This is a genomic window from Clostridium magnum DSM 2767, from assembly GCF_001623875.1.
Classification (GTDB): domain Bacteria; phylum Bacillota; class Clostridia; order Clostridiales; family Clostridiaceae; genus Clostridium_AM; species Clostridium_AM magnum.
The window spans coordinates 204671-222275 of record NZ_LWAE01000007.1 but is presented as its reverse complement, the minus strand read 5'-3'; the positions used below and the strand labels follow the sequence as shown (position 1 = coordinate 222275).

Sequence of the window (17605 nt, the reverse complement as noted above, 5' to 3'; positions counted from 1 at the left end):
TTATTTTGTTATTGTTACTTTAATATTTCAATCTTATGTAGAATATTTGCAAAACAAAATATACCATGAATATATTGTTCTGTAAACTTTTAATCTTATTTATCAACATAGGATTTCATAAATAGTAAGCTTAAAGGGTAGAAGAAAAATTCTTCTACCCTTTAAGCTTACTATTTATGTAAAACTACTGAACGTTGTACATTCCTTTACTTTCCATATATTTATATATTGCTTCTCCGTGTTTTTGTTCTTCCTTTTGTATGTGATTTAGCACATCACGTACATTAGTATCTCTACACTCAAATATAGTTGTATTATAGGCGCCTGAAACATATTTCTCTGTCATTAATAGGTCTTTGCATAATTCAGCATCATTTGCTCCACACATACCTGCACTTTGATTGCTATTCACAGTTTGTTGCTGATTTTGATTACTATTTTGCTGCTGACCCATTTGAGGTATCTGACCGCTTAATAGTTGGTTTATACTATTTAAATGTTGTTGTTCAATTGATGCATGATTAGTAAATAATTGTTTTAATTGAGGATCTTTAGCTTGACTTGCATAATTAGTGTATTTGTCTATACAAAGCTGCTCATGACTTTTTTGATCTTCTAATAACATTCTTTCTTTTTGTGATAAATTAAATTGCACAGTAATACACCTCCGACTTTATTTTTTTAATAAATATATGTTCTATTACAGTTTTTCCCTAAACAATTACTCTTATTCATTTAAATATAAAGAAGCTTATACCTAAATTAATAGATATAAGCCTCTTTACAACACATAATTTTATATTAATTATTGACCCATGAACATCTTTATATCATCATCTACGTTTGTTATTCCACCAATTCCAAAATTCTCTACTAAAACCTTAGCTACATTAGGGGATAAGAATGCTGGTAGAGTTGGCCCTAAGTGAATATTTTTCACTCCAAGATGTAGTAATGAAAGCAATACTATAACCGCTTTTTGCTCATACCAAGCTATATTGTATGATATAGGAAGTTTATTTACATCATCTAATCCGAATACTTCTTTTAATTTTAAAGCTATTACTACTAGTGAATATGAGTCATTACATTGTCCAGCATCTAATACTCTTGGAATTCCTCCAATGTCACCTAAGTTTAGCTTATTATATTTATATTTAGCGCATCCAGCAGTAAGAATAACTGCATCCTTTGGAAGTTTTTCAGCAAATTCTGTGTAGTAATTTCTGCTCTTCATTCTTCCATCACAACCTGCCATAACGAAGAATCTCTTTATAGCTCCGCTCTTTACAGCTTCAACAACTTTATCAGCTAATGCTAGAACTTGGTTGTGAGCAAATCCGCCGATTATTTCTCCCTTTTCAATTTCCTTTGGTGCCTTGCACTTTTTAGCATGGGCAATTATAGCTGAGAAATCTTTAGCTTTACCATTCTTACCATCTGGTATATGCTTAACCCCTGGAACTCCAGTAACACCTGTAGTATACATTCTATCTTTATAAGAAGCTTTAGGAGGTACTACACAATTTGTAGTCATTAGTATTGGCCCATTGAAGCTTTCAAATTCTTCAGTTTGCTTCCACCATGCATTTCCGTAGTTTCCTGCAAAGTGTTTGTACTTCTTGAATGCTGGATAGTAGTTTGCTGGAAGCATTTCACTATGAGTATATACGTCTACTCCAGTGCCTTCAGTCTGTGCAAGTAACCACTCCATATCCTTTAAGTCATGTCCGCTTATTAATATACCAGGGTTATTTCTAACTCCTATATTTACTTTTGTTATCTCTGGATGTCCATAAGTTTCAGTATTAGCCTTATCTAATAGTGCCATACCATCTACTCCAAACTTACCAGCTTCAAGTGCTAAAGCTACTAAATCATCTGCTGTTAGGCTGTCATCAAGAGTTGCTGCTAATGCCTTTTGCATAAATCCATGAATCTTCTCATCATTATAATTTAGATGATTTGAGTGTTTCAAATAGGCAGCTAGTCCCTTTAATCCATAAATTATAAGCTCTCTTAAAGATCTTACATCTTCATTTTCAGTAGCAAGTACACCAACTGTTGCTGCCTTTGCATTAAAATCATTAGCGTTATTTGCAAACCAAGTAGCTGCTTCTGGTAATTTTAATTCTTCTTCTTTCTTCATGCCTCCAAAGCCTAATATCTTCTTAAGCCATGAAGTGTTTTCTTTTGATTCAGTAAGTTTTCCACCAGCATTTACATATTGATTCTTAACTTCTTCTCTTAGTTGTAATCCTTTTTTAACTCTTTCCATAAATACATTTCTATCAAAGTTTGCATTAGTTATTGTTGCAAATAAGCTTTCCATTATGAACTTATCTACTTCTTTATTAATTACTCCTAACGCTCTAGCTTTTGTACTGTATACGGAAATTCCTTTTGTTATATATATTAATAAGTCCTGTGCTTTTGCTAAGTCTTCTGTTTTTCCACATACACCTTTAACTGTACAACCTTTGCCACCTGCGGCTTCTTGACATTGATAACAAAACATACTCATTTTATAATTCCACCTTTCATTTCTTTAATTTATATTTATAATTCATTTATTATTTTCTGTTGTTAGCTCTTTGCTATGGTTATATATTACTAAAATAGCCTGGTTAAATCTGTAACAATCGTTACGAAATTTAAAAAATATAAAAAAAGACGGTTATTTTTTCACCGTCTTAAATATAACTTACTTCAAGCTGATTTTGTCTTTTCTGAAACTTTCAGTATTCCCTAATTAGTACATTACACTAGTGCGATCATATTTTACATAATAGTTTATATTAATTTTAAGTTTTACAACTAATCCTTTGCTTTGACCTAATATTTTGGTATAATATACATGTTCTAGTAATTGGGTGCAATATTGTTAGATTTAATAAAATTAATAATTTGGCAAACTTATTAAAAGATAAGGACGCAAAGCTATGGGTCTAAGGAGATCGTATATTTCTATGACTGCCAGGTTGCTCACTATTAAAGGATTATACCAGGCTTTTTGTGCTCTGGTTTTTTTTACTTTATTCTTAACCAAGCTTGACCCATTGCCAAAAACAAGAATCATATATTACACAGTATGATAGAAATTAATAAAACTTATGACTTAAATTAAGTTGCTATGGATATATTTACCCGTTATTCATTTAAAAAACATTTAAATAATTTTCAGAAAGCAGGTGCTAAATTATGATAAGTATTAACAAAGTAAAAAAATTATATGATAAATTATATGAGGTTTGTGGAGTTGGAAATATAAATTATCACCAATTTAAGGACAATCATTTATATCCAATCTACATGATGGGAAGTGATATGCTAGGAGATGCTCAATGGAAGGCTACTCATGCTAAAGCCAGAAGTTGGCTAACTATAGATACTGATATTGTTTTAAAAAGGATAGTCAAAGGTGAAACAGTTTATATTTATGATGTTCCGACTGATCCGGCAGCATCACCTGCATTCAAATTATTTGGGATAAAGAGTTTAATAATATGGCCTCTTTATGATAAAGATAATATAACTGTAAATGGTTTAATTTGCATTCCAGATATTTACAAAAATCACGAATTCTCTAAAGATGTTCAAGAAAAGTGTCATGAATTAATAAAAGAATTCAACAAGGAAATTAATGAAGATAAAGTTAACGCTAAAGTTGCAGAAGTTATAACTAACTATTTAGGTAAAAATAGAGTAAAAGAGATATATGGAATTCCATGTTCAACATTTAGTCCTATGCTAGATACTCTATTAGATATGAAAGAAATAGAGTTTATAAGAGTATCTAATGAAAGCTGTGCTAGTTTTGCGGCAGAAACTTATGCTAAATTAAGTGGTAAACTGGGAGTTTGTTTAATGTCTGGAGCAGCAGGAGTACCTAATGCCTTGAATGGTATAATTCAAGCTAAGGAGTCTAAATCACCTATTTTAGTATTAAGTGGCTATGTTAATACCTTTGAAGAAGGATTAGGAGCTATGCATAACTTTGAAATACACAATATATTAGATAACGTTGTAAAGTACAACAAAGTAATTAAAAGAGAAAGTGATGTTCTTAAAGAATTAAAGAAGGCTATAGAAATTGCTATGACCCCACCAAAAGGACCAGTTCATATAGGATTACCTTTAGATATTCTAAAGAAAGAATTCTCAGGACAAGACTTAGATGTTGCTACAATACTAAGTATTACAAATGATGAATCTCAATTTGATAGGACAGTATTAACTATTGATGAAAGTAAAAATGGCTTAATAATAGTCGGTGGTGGTTGTAGAGGATTAGCAAAGGAAGTAATAGCATTAGCTGAAAAACTAGATTATAAAATAGTTACAACAACAGGTGGCAAAGGAGTAATTAATGAAGAACATCGTTTATGTTTAGGAAACTTTGGATTTGTTGGCACAGATATAGCTAATGAAATAGTCCTAAATGATAAGAATATAGATACAATAATAGCATTAGGTACTCAATTAACTGCTATGGCCACTTTAAATTTTGATAAACGTCTAACAGAGAATAGAACATTAATACAAATAGACAATGATCCTATAGCCTTTAATAAAGGGTATAATACAGACATTGGCATAATCTCAGATTTAAAATTTGTATTAAATTACCTAACGGAAAATGTTAAACAAAAAGATAGAACATTTGAAAAACCTTACTTAAATAAACCAACTAAAAAGACAAAAGGATTATGTTTAAGAGATGTTTATGAAGAATTAGGTGACTTGCTACCTGATAATACGATATATATTAGTGATATAGGTACAAGTATGCATTATTCTTATAAATTCTTAAGAGTACCCCAAAAAGGTGATTTTTATTGTAACACTCTCAGAGCATGTATGGGTTCTTCAATAGGTGCAATAGGTGCTAGCTTTATAGATAAACAAAGACCAGTGGTTACTCTGGTTGGTGACGGCTCATTTCTAATGAATTACATGGGAGAGTTGCCTACAATAACTAGATATAACTTACCTATTTTAACAATAGTTTTAAATAACTCGGCTCTTGAGTATGTAAGAATAGGCCATGATGTAATTCATGGAAGACATCCAGAGTGTTTTAAGAGTAAATATATAAATATTCATCAGATAACTGAGGGATTAGGAATAGAATGTGTACAAGTTAAGAGTTTACATGATTTAGAGTTTTTAAGATATTACAAATTTGAAAAACCACTTGTAGTTGAATTAATAATAGATGATACTTCAGATATGCCACTAGGGAGATTAGAATTATTAAGCAAACATTGATTGATGGGGGCGTAAGCTCCTCATCAATCAATGTTTGTAATTTTATAATAATCTAAATTATCTAATAACACTTATTCTCAAGAGTTCTATTGCTGTTTCTTCTTATGTCATCCGGTCAATCTCGTCAATATAAATAGAAAATTAACAATATCATAGTACATAATTTTGAACCCTCCACCTGCTTACGCTCATGTGGAGGATTCTTTTTATACTAAAAGTATATGTTTTCTTATCAAATACATCATAAATATTTTTCAATGTAATAAAGCTACTACAATACAAATTAGTGTTTAAAAAGTGTATAATTGTAAAAAGCTCTGTAGAATATAATATATTAGTATCCTATAGATTTGATAAATTCTTCGGCTTCAGATTGTGTTGAAAAGTATTCAGATGCAACTATTTCACCATTCTTTTCTTTGGTACTTCTCTTCATTTGCATTTTAACTATAGTTTGATCTGCAATAAATACTAAGTATTGCAATCCAACCTCTTTACACCATTTAAGATGTTCAGTAATTAAGTCTACCACTGTAGAAGTTTTATAATTTGTCATGTCAATGACTTTAATCCAGTTACCCATTCTAGCTATATCTTGCTTCATAATAGTTTTGTACGAATTTACATAGTCAGAATACTCTTTATCAGACCAGAAGCCTTCTATTGTTTCATAGACTATTTTTTTACTAGGTTTTGTCTCCAACTTATAGGAGCATTTTTCGAATTTTTTTTCTGCGATTGCCATAATTAAAATTTCCCCCTTTAACTATGGAATACATTCCTTAAAAATAAGGTCAAATATTCCAACTTATATAGATATTATAACAGTAATTTCAAGTTAATTCTACAAAATAGTATTGAAAGTAATGAATTTATACAAATTAATAATACATAAACTTATAGCTACTTTGCAGTTAAAAAATCACACTGGATTATTTCATCTAGTGTGGTTTCTGTTTTTGTTACACGAAATTTAAAAAATATAAAAAAGACGGTTATTTTTTACCGTCTTAAATATAACTTACTTATACTCCCTAGCTTCTTCTTCTCCCATTAATACTCTCAATCCACCTTCAGCTAGTGCTAACAACTCATCCTCTCCAGGATAGACTACTACCGGCCCAAGAAATGATACCATTTCCTTAAGCGCCCCTGTTACCTGACTACTATATGCAACTCCCCCTGTAAGTATTATAGCATCTACTTTACCGCAAAGAACTGCTCCACACTGACCTATTTCTTTAGCAATTTGATATACAAAAGCATCAAGCACTAATTTTGCATTTGAGTCCCCTTCGAATGCCTTTTTTTCTACTACTCTAAAATCATTAGTTTTTAAATAAGCAAAAACTCCTCCTTTACCTGTGATTTTCTTTTTAACATCAAGTATAGTATATTTCCCGCTGAAGCACAGCTTTACAAGATCACCAACGGGAACCCCTCCAGATCTTTCTGTTGAGAATGGACCTTCTCCGTCTAACGCATTATTTACATCTATAACTCTTCCGGCCTTATGGGCTCCTACTGATACTCCACCGCCCATATGTGCAACAATAAGATTTAAATCCTGATAGGCTTTTCCTAATTCCTTAGCATACCTCTTTGCAACAGCCTTTTGATTAAGTGCGTGGAATATACTTCTTCTTTGTATCTCTGGTACACCTGATACCCTTGCAACCTCCTCTATTTCGTCTACAACAACTGGATCTACTATAAATGCAGGTAGGTTTAAAGATTCTCCTATTTCATATGCTATTATTCCACCAAGGTTTGCTGCATGCTGTCCCTGTATTCCTGCTCTCAAATCATTAAGCATTACTTTATTTACAACATAGGTACCACTTATTATTGGTTTTAACAATCCACCTCTCCCAACTACTGCATCTAGCGAATTTATATCAAAGTTCTTATTTTTTAAAACTTGTAGTATGGTACTCTTTCTAAATTCATATTCATCATATATGGTAGCATATTTCTCTATCTCTTCATAGGAATGCCTTAAGGTTTCCTCTAAAAGTTCTTTCTCATCTTCATATACACCTATCTTAGTTGATGTAGAACCAGGATTAATTACTAGCAATTTATAAGGCATAGTATTACCTCCTCAATACTAGAAATGTTATGTACTGATTCTATAGCATCTATAGCTCTATCCACTTTTACTTATATATAGATATCTAAACTAGAAACTTAATTTATACGTAATGATATATTTCCAATGTTGAGATACATTTAAATATTTTTTATTAATCTTAGCGAGGATTCTAAAAAAATCTTAGAAGCTTAGCTATGTCTGAGGTACGAGTTTAGCTAGGCTTCTTAGATTTTTCTAGAATTCGAGCTTTAGATTAATTTAAAATATTTAACGTGTCGAAACATGGAAATATATCATGGAGTATAAGTTAAGTTTCGGACTTGAATGTCCTTATTTCATCAGCAACTAAAGCTGCTAAAGCTATTGAATACATTTTTGATTCATGACTGTCACTTCTTGAAGTTAGAACAACCGGTGCAGATGTTCCAATAAGAAGTCCGCCATTTTTACAATTTGAAGTATAGGTCAATGTCTTATACATTATGTTTCCAGCCTCAATATTTGGTACCAATAATATATCTGCTTTACCAGCCACAGGGCCCTTTACCCCTTTATGAGCAGCAGCCTCTTCTGATATGGCATTGTCTAATGCCAAAGGACCATCAATTATACATCCTTTTATCTGTCCCCTATCATTCATCTTTGAAAGGATGGCGGCATCAACTGTAGCTGGCATACTTGGATTCACAACTTCTACAGCACATACAGGTGCAACTTTAGGATTTTCTACTCCAACAGCTTTTGCAACCACTACTGCATTATTAACAATATCTATTTTATCCTTAAGCTCAGGATACATATTAAATGCTCCATCAGTTAGAAATATTAATCTATCAAAATTATTTATTTCAAATACAGCCACATGAGACATTAGCTTCCCAGTTCTTAACCCATTTTCCTTATTTAATACTGCCCTTAGGAAGCTTGCAGTATCAATAAGCCCTTTCATTACCATATCAGCTTTACCTAAGACTGCTAATTCAACAGCTTTTAAAGCAGCCTTATTGTTATCAGCTTCATCTACAAGTTCAAATCTAGTTAAGTCCATATATAACTGCTCTGCAATAGCAGCAATTTTAACCCTATCCCCTACCAATATGGCCTGTGCTATTCCTTGTTCATCTGCATCTTTTATTGCTTCAAGAACATGCCTATCCTGTGCAACAGCTACTGCTAATTTTTTTATCTTTTGATGTTTAACCTTTTGTAATACCTCTTCAAAATTCTTAATCATTAATACCACCTCCGCTTCGTAAACCTTGAACTTGAATAAAGACTAACCGTTCTCTAGTTTCTTCATTAATATGCAAATTAGTTAGCCCTATTTATCAACGCCTATATTTTAATATTTGACCTTTTTATTTACGATAAGCATATTTTAAGTAAAAAATATGTGCTTGAAGCAAAATCTTAATTCAAATGGGGATTCTTTTACCCCATCTGAATTTTAGAGCTGCGAATGAAACTTGAATATTCTACTTTATACACTCTACGCCTTTTTCAACAGCTTTCTTATTTATTTCAAAAAATTCCTCTTTTCCGTGAATCTTTAATGAGTTAATTAATGCTTTTACTGAAACTATTCCTGTCTTCTTAACAAGTGCTCCTAAAAGAACCATGTTAGCAATTTTTTTACTTCCTAATCTTTCTGCAATGGTTTGAGCAGGAATTGCTATAACATCTACATCTGTTCTTCTAGGCATTCTATCTACTAAATCTGAGTCTATTATTATAACGCCATTTGAAGCAACTGAATCTTCAAATTTATCTAAAGAAGGTCTGTTCATTACAACTAAACTATCAGCTTTTGTAACTATTGGCGAGCCTATGCTTTCATCAGTTAATATAACTGAACAGTTTGCTGTACCTCCCCTCATTTCCGGACCGTATGAAGGTAACCACGAAACGTTTAAATTAGCATCCATTCCTGCATAAGCAAGAAACTTACCAATAGATAATATACCTTGCCCTCCAAAGCCTGCAAAAATTATTTGCTCAGATACCATTTTATTTCACCTCCTCAGTTGTATCCTTCTTAACTCCAAGAGGGTAGTAAGGTATCATATTATCTCTCAACCATTGCATTGCTTCTGAAGGATTTAACCCCCAGTTAGTTGGACAAATTGATAAAACTTCTATCATAGAGAAGCCCTTTCCTTCTAACTGATTTTGGAAAGCCTTCTTTATGGCTTTCTTAGCTTTTAATATATTAGGAACTGTATCTACGGAAACTCTCTCTACATAACATGAACCATCTAGAGTTGAAATCATTTCAGAAATTCTTATTGGATACCCGGCTTGCTTTACATCCCTTCCATATGGTGAAGTTTCAGTTACTTGGCCTGGTAATGTGGTTGGAGCCATTTGTCCACCAGTCATACCATAAATACAGTTATTCACAAATACTGAAGTGATATTTTCTCCTCTTGCTGCTGCGTGAACTATTTCAGCAGTACCTATTGCTGCAAGGTCACCATCTCCTTGATAGGTGAATACTACTTTATCAGGATTTGTTCTCTTTATACCTGTAGCAACTGCTGGCGCTCTCCCATGTGCAGATCCAAACATATCACAGGCAAAATATTTATATGCTAAAACAGAACATCCAACCGGTATTACTCCTATAGTTTTATCTAATATCCCAAATTCATCTATAGCTTCAGCAACTAATTTATGAATTACACCATGAGTACATCCCGGGCAATAATGTGTAGGTACATCTAATAATGCCTTTGGTTTTTCATATATTATAGCCATTATTTTGCACCTCCTACTATCAACTTAACTTTATTTAATACATCTGTAGGATCAGGAACCATACCACCAGATCTACCATAGAAATAGACTGGCTTTCTTCCCTTTGTGACAAGTCTAACGTCCTCAACCATTTGTCCGCAATTCATTTCTACTGAAAGTAAACCATGTTTTGCCCTATCAATAATAATTTCAAAGGCTTCTACTGGGAATGGCCATAAGGTTATTGGTCTAACTAATCCTAATTTTATTCCTTCTTTTCCTGCCGTTTTGATAACGTTTTCACATATTCTTGCTGTAGTTCCATATGCAACTAGTATTAAATCGCGCTCTGCTTCACAATTGAATAATTCATATCTTGCTTCCTTTGCTTTGATATCAGCATATTTTTCTTGAAGGTGTATATTATGCTTTTCTAATTGATCTGGTTCTAAATATAATGAGTTTATAACATTATGCTCTTTTCTTCCTTTTAGTCCAGTAGCTGCCCATGTTTTCTCTGGAAGCTGTTTTTGCTCTCTTTCTTTAAACTGGACTGGCTCCATCATCTGTCCTAACATTCCGTCTCCCATTACCATACAAGGAGTTCTATAAATATCAGCTACATCAAAAGCATCTTGTATTAAATCAACCATTTCTTGTACCGATGCTGGAGCAAATACTGGCATGTTAAAATCCCCATGTCCTCCACCTTTTGTAGCTTGGAAGTAGTCTGATTGAGCTGGTTGTATACTTCCAAGACCTGGGCCTCCTCTAACTATATTTATAATAACACAAGGCAACTCTGCAGCTGCAATATATGAAATCCCCTCTGCTTTTAAGCTTATTCCTGGTGAACTTGATGATGTCATGCATCTTACTCCAGTTCCTGCTGCACCATAAACCATGTTTATAGCAGCAACTTCACTTTCGGCTTGGATAAATATTCTTCCCATTTTAGGCATTTTCCTTGCCATATAAGCTGCAACTTCAGTTTGAGGGGTAATTGGATAACCAAAGAATGCTTTACAATTTGCTCTAATGGCTGCCTCTCCTATGGCTTCACTACCCTTCATTAATACCTTCTTTGCCATAATACATCCCCCTTACTCTTTTTCAACTGTTATTACACAATCTGGGCATATTCTTCCACAAGCTGCACACCCTACGCATTCTTCCATCTTATTAACTGGAACATTAGCTGAATGATATCCTTTTGCATTAAGTTTATCTACAAAATTTATTATTTTTTTAGGACATACAGTTATACAAAGTCCACAACCTTTACATCGGTCTTCCCTAAAACTTACTTTTGGCATAAGAAATTCCCTCCTCAAGTATTGCTGATTTATAAGTTCTTTTAATAAAGTAGAACTTAAATAGAATTATGTAGACTTTGTAACTCATTTATATAAATTTGATTTCTATAATTAAACAGCAGTTCAATACCCATAACTTATGTCCAAGGCAATTTCATAAATGTATCTATAGGATAAATTTCACCTTCCACTTTTCCTTTAACCTCAGCTATTAAATCTCTTCTACATACTGTATACTTATGAGCAATATTCAACTTTTTAGATAACTTACTAGCTAACCTATCTCCATTTATTATATCTTCTACAGAAGTCTCATAAGACATATTAGTATTAGCTATTAAATGAGTTACCTTAAGTCTTGATGTCAGCTGTATAGCCTTTATATAATCTTCTATATCATCATTATTTGACGTAAGAGGTCTGTTGTTATTTATAACAAAGTACATATCGTAGGGTTCTTCACTAAGATATCTATTATATTGACCTAGAACTACAGCTCCTTGGGCATCCCCGCCTATGTCCATAACTACTTCATAGCTTTTATCATTAAACACGGCTAGTACTTCAGCAGGCACTACCATTAGCTCTGCATTAGACAGTTTAGAGTCTGACGCTACTACTCTTATACCCCTATCTTCAAGTTCAGCCTTGATATCTCTTGTACAAAAATAGGGATTTACTATATCCAAGTCTACGATAGCTACTTTTTTCCCTTCACTGGCAAGACTTATGGCACAATTAATTGATAACTCAGTCTTTCCACTTCCAAAATGTCCTGTAAAAATTCTAATTCTATTCACTTATATCACCTCTTTTAAATAATCAATTTATCCGATGACTACCCGCTCTAATACTCCCATCTTCTTCAAAGTGTGAGTAAAGAGCGGTTATGTCCCTGGATTCGTTCAACTAAGAATTAGGTGGGGGTTATAAATGCCTAAATGGCATTTAACGGGCAAAGCCCCGGGTCGTAGACGAAACCCCATCTGATTCAAGTTTCACTTCATAAACTAATTTTTATGTACTACTATATTATATGTAAATTCTTTACATATGTTATGTTATTTCTTATAATTTGTTGAAACAGTGTTTTTATTTAATATTTCTCATGTAGTTACACAAAAAAATAAGATGGTTGTTTTACCATCTTAAAGTTATATTATTTATTGAAATATAAAATTATCTATAAGTCTTGTTTTTCCTATATATATAGCTATGGCAACAAGTACAGGCCTATCAATATTTTTTACAGGTTTTAACGAGGTACTATCTACTATTTCTATATAATCTATTTTAGCTAAAGGTTCTTTATTTAGTTCTTGTGATATTATTTGTACTAACTTATCCGAATCCTTTATGCCTTCCTTTAAGGCACTTTTTGCTTTTAAAAGACTTCTATTTAAAACCAAAGATGCTTTTCTTTCTTCTTCTGAGAGATATGTATTCCTTGAACTTTTTGCAAGACCATCTTCCTCTCTAACAATGGGACATCCTATTATCTCTATATCAAAATTTAAGTCTGCTACCATTCGCTTTATAACTGCAAGTTGTTGAGCATCTTTTTCTCCAAAATAAGCTCTAGTAGGATTTACTATATTAAAAAGCTTGGAAACAACAGTACACACACCTCTGAAATGACCTGGACGTTTGGCACCACATAACTCTTCTGTAAGACCTTCTACATCTATATATGTTGAGAAATTTTCACCGTACATTTCCTCTGGTGAAGGATTGAATATCAAATCTGCCCCAGCAGCTTCACATATTTTAGAATCTCTTTCAATATCTCTTGGATAACTATCTAAATCCTCATTTGCTCCAAATTGAATAGGATTTACAAATATAGAAACTACAACTTTACTGTTATCATCTGACGCTGCATTTATTAAACTTTTATGACCTTCATGCAAATATCCCATTGTAGGTACAAGACCTATTTCGTGACCTCGCCTTTTCCAGGTATTTATATGACTTCTTAATTCTTTTATACTATTAACAACTTTCACAATTATACCTCCTCTCTAATTATGCTTTGTTTATAGTTTGTTTATAATTTCTTCATCTATACTAAAACTATGTTCTTTTCCTGGGAAAGTGCCTTCATTTACTTCTTTTATATAATTTTTTATACCTTCCGTCATGATATCTCCTATATTAGCAAATCGTTTTACAAATTTAGGAGTAAAATCAGAGAACATTCCAAGCATATCTTGATAAACAAGCACCTGACCATCACAATTTTTACCGGCACCAATACCTATAGTTGGAACTGAAACGTTCTCTGTAATAATTTTTCCCAGTGCAGCAGGTATTCCCTCAAGTACTATAGAAAAAACACCAGCCTCCTCCAGCCTTTTAGCATCTTCTATTATTTGCTTAGCAGTTTCTAAGGCTCTGCCTTGAACCTTAAATCCGCCAAACATATTGACTGATTGAGGTGTTAGTCCCAAATGTCCCATAACCGGAATTTGAGCATTTACTATGGCTTTTACCTGTTCACAAACAGAAGCACCACCTTCAAGCTTTATTGCATCTGCCTGAGCTTCTTTTACAAGTCTACCAGCATTTTTAACTGCATCATATACGGAAGTATGGTAAGACATAAAAGGCATATCAGCAACTACTAAAGCATTTTCCACCCCTCTAGTAACTGCACGGGTATGGTGAATCATTTCTTCCATTGTTACACTTAATGTATTTTTATGTCCAAGACATACCATAGCTAAAGAATCACCAACTAGTATACTGTTAACGCCTGCCTTATCCATTAGCTTAGCAGTAGAATAATCATAAGCTGTAAGCATAGTTAATTTTTCACCTTTAATCTTTGCCTGCTTAAAGCTTTCAACTGTATTTTTCATTGATTATTACCTCCTAAAAATTTTTCAATCTTTTTATAATCTTTTTCCGGATGCTTTTGTTTTGATAAATTTAAAAGACTTAAGGATAAATTTTTATAGAGATTTAAATCCCCTAGCGGGATAGCATCTAAATGCTTTTTCAGAGTACTCGGATCATTTCTTTCTACTGGTCCAGTTAAAGCATTTATAAATCCCTTTTCTTTTAAATTTAGTATGTTATTTTCTATTAAAGGCATTAGAGAACTTAAAGCAATTTTTCTATCCACACCACATTGAACTAGATACTCACAGCCTTTGGATACTAACGAAAGAACTAGGTTTGACACAGTAACATTTGCCAAATGATAAAGACCTTTTTTATCTTGATCAATAATAAGTGTCGGATTACCAAGACTTCTAATCAAATTTTTAATTTCTAATAAATATTTTTCACTACCTTCAATAGAAAAATAACAACTTTTTAAGTGTTTATAGGTATTAAACTTATCGGAAAAAGGAAACATAGGATGAATTGAATATGCAAAAGCACCTGAATTGTCTATATCAGAAAAAATTTTAGAAGATAAGGAGCCACTGGTGTGGCATATAATTTTGCCTTCCAAATTGAAATATTTAATATTCTGCCATACTTCGAAAACAACATCATCTGGAGTTGTTATAAAAATGATATCACTGTCCATTATTAATGGATCAATAGTTTCATAGAATTTTGAGTTAGTAAATTCAGCAGCTTCCTCAGCAGAAGAACTGCTTTTACTATAATACCCTGTTATATTTATATTATTGATACAGAAATACTTTCCAAGAGAAAAGCCAACCTTTCCCGCACCAATAAAACCAATTTTCAATAAAATCACCACCTTTGGAATTATTATCTCCAAGGTAGAAGTTGTCTCATTCTAATAGATATGAGCAGAATATTTATAAAAATAATAAACAACTCGGTGCAGCTCCGACAGGATACTACCCACAGAAATTCTAACACAAAACAATTTTTTGAACAACATTATTTTAACTCAGCCAAAATAGTCATCACATAAAAAGGTTATTGTAAAAGTAAAACTTACCCTTACAATAACCTTTTGCCCTTCCTATTTTAGCTATTATTTTTCTTGCTGAAGTCTTGGAAATAGAATATTATTTTCTAAATGAATATGAGTAAATGTATCCTCTTCCAATTCTTTCAATTTATTATAAGTCAATCTATAAGTGTTACATCCATCTTCTGGTGCTGTAAAACCATTAGTAATCTTTCTAAGTTCTTTAAGAATATCGCCTGCTCCTTCATGTTCAGCCTCTAATTCTTCCATTGTTCCAAGTATATTTTCTAAAAGTTCTTTAGAATTACTTCTTTCATATTCTTTAATAGCAGGAAATTCAGTTTCTTCCTCTTTAATTAGGTGTTGCTCCAACTCCATTCTTAAACTAGAAAACAACTTATGCACCTTAGCTAATTCACTATGTCCTTGGCCATGAACTCTTAGTATCTTATTTACTAACTCTCCTATTTTCGGAAGCTCCGATTGTAAATAACCATGATGTGTATTTACTATATGATCTATTAAATCACTATACGATAATTTAGTAAAATCTACTTCTTGATTTTCAACATTAATCAGTTTATTATAGGCTTCTTCAAGTTTATTCATAACCTCAGCTTCATTTAATTTCTGCTCTGTTATAGCTTCTATTAATGGTCTGTTTCCACCACAGCAAAAATCAATATTATAATCCTTGAATATCTCCATAGACTTTGGAAAATTTGTTGCAATAACTCCTATACTATCTGAACTTTTAAATACAAATTTATTCATTTCTATCCCTCCAAAATTTTTTATCTTTATATACTTATAATGAACTTATGATACTAAAATTATCACCTATACTTAATTAAGCTACAAATATTAATATATCTTTAAGTATCTTCTTTTTGTCTTCATGTGCTAATTATATATGATAATAAAATATAACTCTGTGATTATAATCAAATTTTTATATGATTATAATCACTGCTTATGATTCTATTTGCTAATATAATGAGTCCATAAGGTTGAAAAACACACAAGAATATATAAGGAGATGTTATTATGATAAACAATAAAATCGCAGAAAAAACTTATTGGATTGGTAAAGTAGATGATAGAAAGGTTCCTTTTCATAGATTAATATTAGAAAAAGGAACAACTTACAATTCATATTTATTAGATACAGAAAAACCTACTATAATAGATACTGTGGATATTATGTATGGAGGGGAGTTTGTTAAAAACCTACAAAGCATTATTGATTTAAATAAGATTCATTATGTAGTAATTAATCACGTAGAGCCAGACCATGCAGGGGCATTACCTTCATTATTAAACAAAGCAAAAAATGCAACTATAGTAACTACTGGAAAAGGAAGAGAATTTCTTAATGGAATGTTTAAACTTAAAAATAGAAACTACTTAATAATTAAAGATGGGGATAGCCTTGACATTGGTGGTAAAACATTAAAATTCTTTGAGACGCCATATCTTCATACAGAAGAGACAATGATTACTTATTGTGTTGAAGATAAGATTCTTTATCCTTGCGACATATTTAGTACTCACATTGCTAACTATGAGCTGTTTAACGACTTAGCAAAAGAAGATATTACTGAAGACTTTATAACTTACTACAAACTTATTATGGGTCCACATAGATCATATGTAAGAGACATGATAAATAAAATAAGAGCTCTTGACATTGAAATTATAGCTCCTTCCCATGGATTTATATTAAGAGATGATGCTCAAAAATATATTAATATTTATGATAAACTAAGCAGGATTAATCCTAATTCAAAAAATAAGAAAGCATTAATACTATTTAGCTCCATGACAGGTAATACAGGTAAGGTTGCTAATTCTCTTTCCCAAGGACTTACTAACCTTGGTATAAAATCTGATGTTTTTAATGTGAAAAATTCAGATTTAAACGTCATTAAACAGACTGCCTTAGAATCTGATATTATATTTATCGGAAGTTCAACAAAATATGGAGATATGATAGGTAATTTAGAAGATGTCTTAAAAGAACTTATAAAATTAGATTTATCAAATAAACTAGGGGCAGCCTTTGGTTCTTTTGGATGGAGCGGCGAAGCTGTGGAGATTATTAATGATTATATAAAACAAAGTTCCATGACCCTAGTAGATACTTCTTACTTAGTAAAATATACCGGTGCTAACGACATACAATTACCACTAAAAATAAGCTATTATGACGAAGAAACAACAAGTGACCTATGCATCAATACAGCAATGGCTGTTGGAGAATTAGTTATTAACAAGTAATTTTAA

At 32.1% G+C, this 17605-nt stretch carries 16 protein-coding genes and 1 riboswitch; of the genes, 2 read left to right on the top strand and 14 right to left on the bottom strand.

Features of this window, described 5'->3' with window-relative positions; genetic code table 11:
- Positions 1 to 184 precede the first annotated feature (184 nt).
- On the bottom strand, positions 185 to 625 hold the full coding sequence (locus CLMAG_RS23300; RefSeq protein ID WP_066628409.1) for a spore coat protein: 441 nt from the start codon (positions 623 to 625) through the stop codon (positions 185 to 187).
- Positions 626 to 805: 180 nt separating this feature from the next.
- Complete coding sequence (gene hcp, locus CLMAG_RS23295) at positions 806 to 2524, bottom strand: hydroxylamine reductase (RefSeq protein ID WP_066628250.1); 1719 nt, start codon at positions 2522 to 2524, stop codon at positions 806 to 808.
- A 375-nt stretch (positions 2525 to 2899) separates the two neighbouring features.
- Positions 2900 to 2989: riboswitch (cyclic di-GMP riboswitch) on the top strand.
- A gap of 212 nt (positions 2990 to 3201) precedes the next feature.
- Between hcp and CLMAG_RS23290 the strand changes: the two genes are divergently transcribed.
- Positions 3202 to 5271, top strand: a complete 2070-nt coding sequence (locus CLMAG_RS23290) for a thiamine pyrophosphate-binding protein (protein WP_066628247.1) — start codon at positions 3202 to 3204, stop codon at positions 5269 to 5271.
- Positions 5272 to 5605: 334 nt separating this feature from the next.
- On the opposite strand, the gene CLMAG_RS23285 is transcribed toward CLMAG_RS23290, so the two are convergent.
- The 12 genes from CLMAG_RS23285 to ric all read right to left on the bottom strand — a co-directional run bounded on the left by CLMAG_RS23285 (position 5606) and on the right by ric (position 16093).
- A complete protein-coding gene (locus tag CLMAG_RS23285; RefSeq protein WP_066628244.1) occupies positions 5606 to 6016 on the bottom strand; it encodes a hypothetical protein in 411 nt (136 codons plus the stop codon).
- Between the two features lie 276 nt (positions 6017 to 6292).
- Positions 6293 to 7363, bottom strand: a complete 1071-nt coding sequence (gene buk / locus CLMAG_RS23280) for a butyrate kinase (protein ID WP_066628241.1) — start codon at positions 7361 to 7363, stop codon at positions 6293 to 6295.
- Positions 7364 to 7673: 310 nt separating this feature from the next.
- The gene (ptb, locus tag CLMAG_RS23275) at positions 7674 to 8600 is read right to left on the bottom strand and encodes a phosphate butyryltransferase (protein ID WP_066628238.1); all 927 of its coding nucleotides are present in this window, start codon (positions 8598 to 8600) and stop codon (positions 7674 to 7676) included.
- A gap of 241 nt (positions 8601 to 8841) precedes the next feature.
- Positions 8842 to 9372, bottom strand: coding sequence for a 2-oxoacid:acceptor oxidoreductase family protein (locus tag CLMAG_RS23270; RefSeq protein WP_066628236.1), 531 nt, complete (start codon positions 9370 to 9372; stop codon positions 8842 to 8844).
- 1 nt (position 9373) lies between these two features.
- The gene (locus CLMAG_RS23265; RefSeq protein ID WP_066628234.1) at positions 9374 to 10123 is read right to left on the bottom strand and encodes a thiamine pyrophosphate-dependent enzyme; all 750 of its coding nucleotides are present in this window, start codon (positions 10121 to 10123) and stop codon (positions 9374 to 9376) included.
- The gene (locus CLMAG_RS23260; RefSeq protein WP_066628224.1) at positions 10123 to 11193 is read right to left on the bottom strand and encodes a 3-methyl-2-oxobutanoate dehydrogenase subunit VorB; all 1071 of its coding nucleotides are present in this window, start codon (positions 11191 to 11193) and stop codon (positions 10123 to 10125) included. Before CLMAG_RS23260 ends, CLMAG_RS23265 begins: the two co-directional genes overlap by 1 nt.
- 12 nt (positions 11194 to 11205) lie before the next feature.
- The gene (locus CLMAG_RS23255) at positions 11206 to 11418 is read right to left on the bottom strand and encodes a 4Fe-4S dicluster domain-containing protein (protein ID WP_066628221.1); all 213 of its coding nucleotides are present in this window, start codon (positions 11416 to 11418) and stop codon (positions 11206 to 11208) included.
- Positions 11419 to 11555: 137 nt separating this feature from the next.
- The gene (locus CLMAG_RS23250) at positions 11556 to 12218 is read right to left on the bottom strand and encodes a nucleotide-binding protein (RefSeq protein WP_066628219.1); all 663 of its coding nucleotides are present in this window, start codon (positions 12216 to 12218) and stop codon (positions 11556 to 11558) included.
- A 363-nt stretch (positions 12219 to 12581) separates the two neighbouring features.
- Entirely contained in the window at positions 12582 to 13424 is an 843-nt protein-coding gene (gene panC / locus CLMAG_RS23245; RefSeq protein WP_066628217.1) for a pantoate--beta-alanine ligase, read from the bottom strand.
- Between the two features lie 30 nt (positions 13425 to 13454).
- Complete coding sequence (gene panB, locus CLMAG_RS23240) at positions 13455 to 14279, bottom strand: 3-methyl-2-oxobutanoate hydroxymethyltransferase (RefSeq protein WP_066628215.1); 825 nt, start codon at positions 14277 to 14279, stop codon at positions 13455 to 13457.
- Entirely contained in the window at positions 14276 to 15136 is an 861-nt protein-coding gene (locus CLMAG_RS23235) for a Rossmann-like and DUF2520 domain-containing protein (protein WP_341420781.1), read from the bottom strand. The genes panB and CLMAG_RS23235 overlap by 4 nt, the downstream gene beginning before the upstream one ends.
- 246 nt (positions 15137 to 15382) lie before the next feature.
- The gene (gene ric / locus CLMAG_RS23230; RefSeq protein WP_066628211.1) at positions 15383 to 16093 is read right to left on the bottom strand and encodes an iron-sulfur cluster repair di-iron protein; all 711 of its coding nucleotides are present in this window, start codon (positions 16091 to 16093) and stop codon (positions 15383 to 15385) included.
- Between the two features lie 270 nt (positions 16094 to 16363).
- Here ric and CLMAG_RS23225 point away from each other — a divergent pair, with 270 nt between their 5' ends.
- A complete protein-coding gene (locus CLMAG_RS23225; RefSeq protein ID WP_175562210.1) occupies positions 16364 to 17599 on the top strand; it encodes an FprA family A-type flavoprotein in 1236 nt (411 codons plus the stop codon).
- Positions 17600 to 17605: the final 6 nt, after the last annotated feature.

What these genes read in the sequence shown, in the direction of transcription:
- CLMAG_RS23265 (WP_066628234.1), bottom strand. Translation starts at nt 10,123, where the DNA reads ATGGCTATAATATATGAAAAACCAAAGGCATTATTAGATGTACCTACA.
- CLMAG_RS23290 (WP_066628247.1), top strand. Translation starts at nt 3,202, where the DNA reads ATGATAAGTATTAACAAAGTAAAAAAATTATATGATAAATTATATGAG.
- hcp (WP_066628250.1), bottom strand. Translation starts at nt 2,524, where the DNA reads ATGAGTATGTTTTGTTATCAATGTCAAGAAGCCGCAGGTGGCAAAGGT.
- CLMAG_RS23285 (WP_066628244.1), bottom strand. Translation starts at nt 6,016, where the DNA reads ATGGCAATCGCAGAAAAAAAATTCGAAAAATGCTCCTATAAGTTGGAG.
- panB (WP_066628215.1), bottom strand. Translation starts at nt 14,279, where the DNA reads ATGAAAAATACAGTTGAAAGCTTTAAGCAGGCAAAGATTAAAGGTGAA.
- buk (WP_066628241.1), bottom strand. Translation starts at nt 7,363, where the DNA reads ATGCCTTATAAATTGCTAGTAATTAATCCTGGTTCTACATCAACTAAG.
- CLMAG_RS23255 (WP_066628221.1), bottom strand. Translation starts at nt 11,418, where the DNA reads ATGCCAAAAGTAAGTTTTAGGGAAGACCGATGTAAAGGTTGTGGACTT.
- ric (WP_066628211.1), bottom strand. Translation starts at nt 16,093, where the DNA reads ATGAATAAATTTGTATTTAAAAGTTCAGATAGTATAGGAGTTATTGCA.
- CLMAG_RS23300 (WP_066628409.1), bottom strand. Translation starts at nt 625, where the DNA reads ATGTTATTAGAAGATCAAAAAAGTCATGAGCAGCTTTGTATAGACAAA.
- CLMAG_RS23270 (WP_066628236.1), bottom strand. Translation starts at nt 9,372, where the DNA reads ATGGTATCTGAGCAAATAATTTTTGCAGGCTTTGGAGGGCAAGGTATA.
- ptb (WP_066628238.1), bottom strand. Translation starts at nt 8,600, where the DNA reads ATGATTAAGAATTTTGAAGAGGTATTACAAAAGGTTAAACATCAAAAG.
- CLMAG_RS23260 (WP_066628224.1), bottom strand. Translation starts at nt 11,193, where the DNA reads ATGGCAAAGAAGGTATTAATGAAGGGTAGTGAAGCCATAGGAGAGGCA.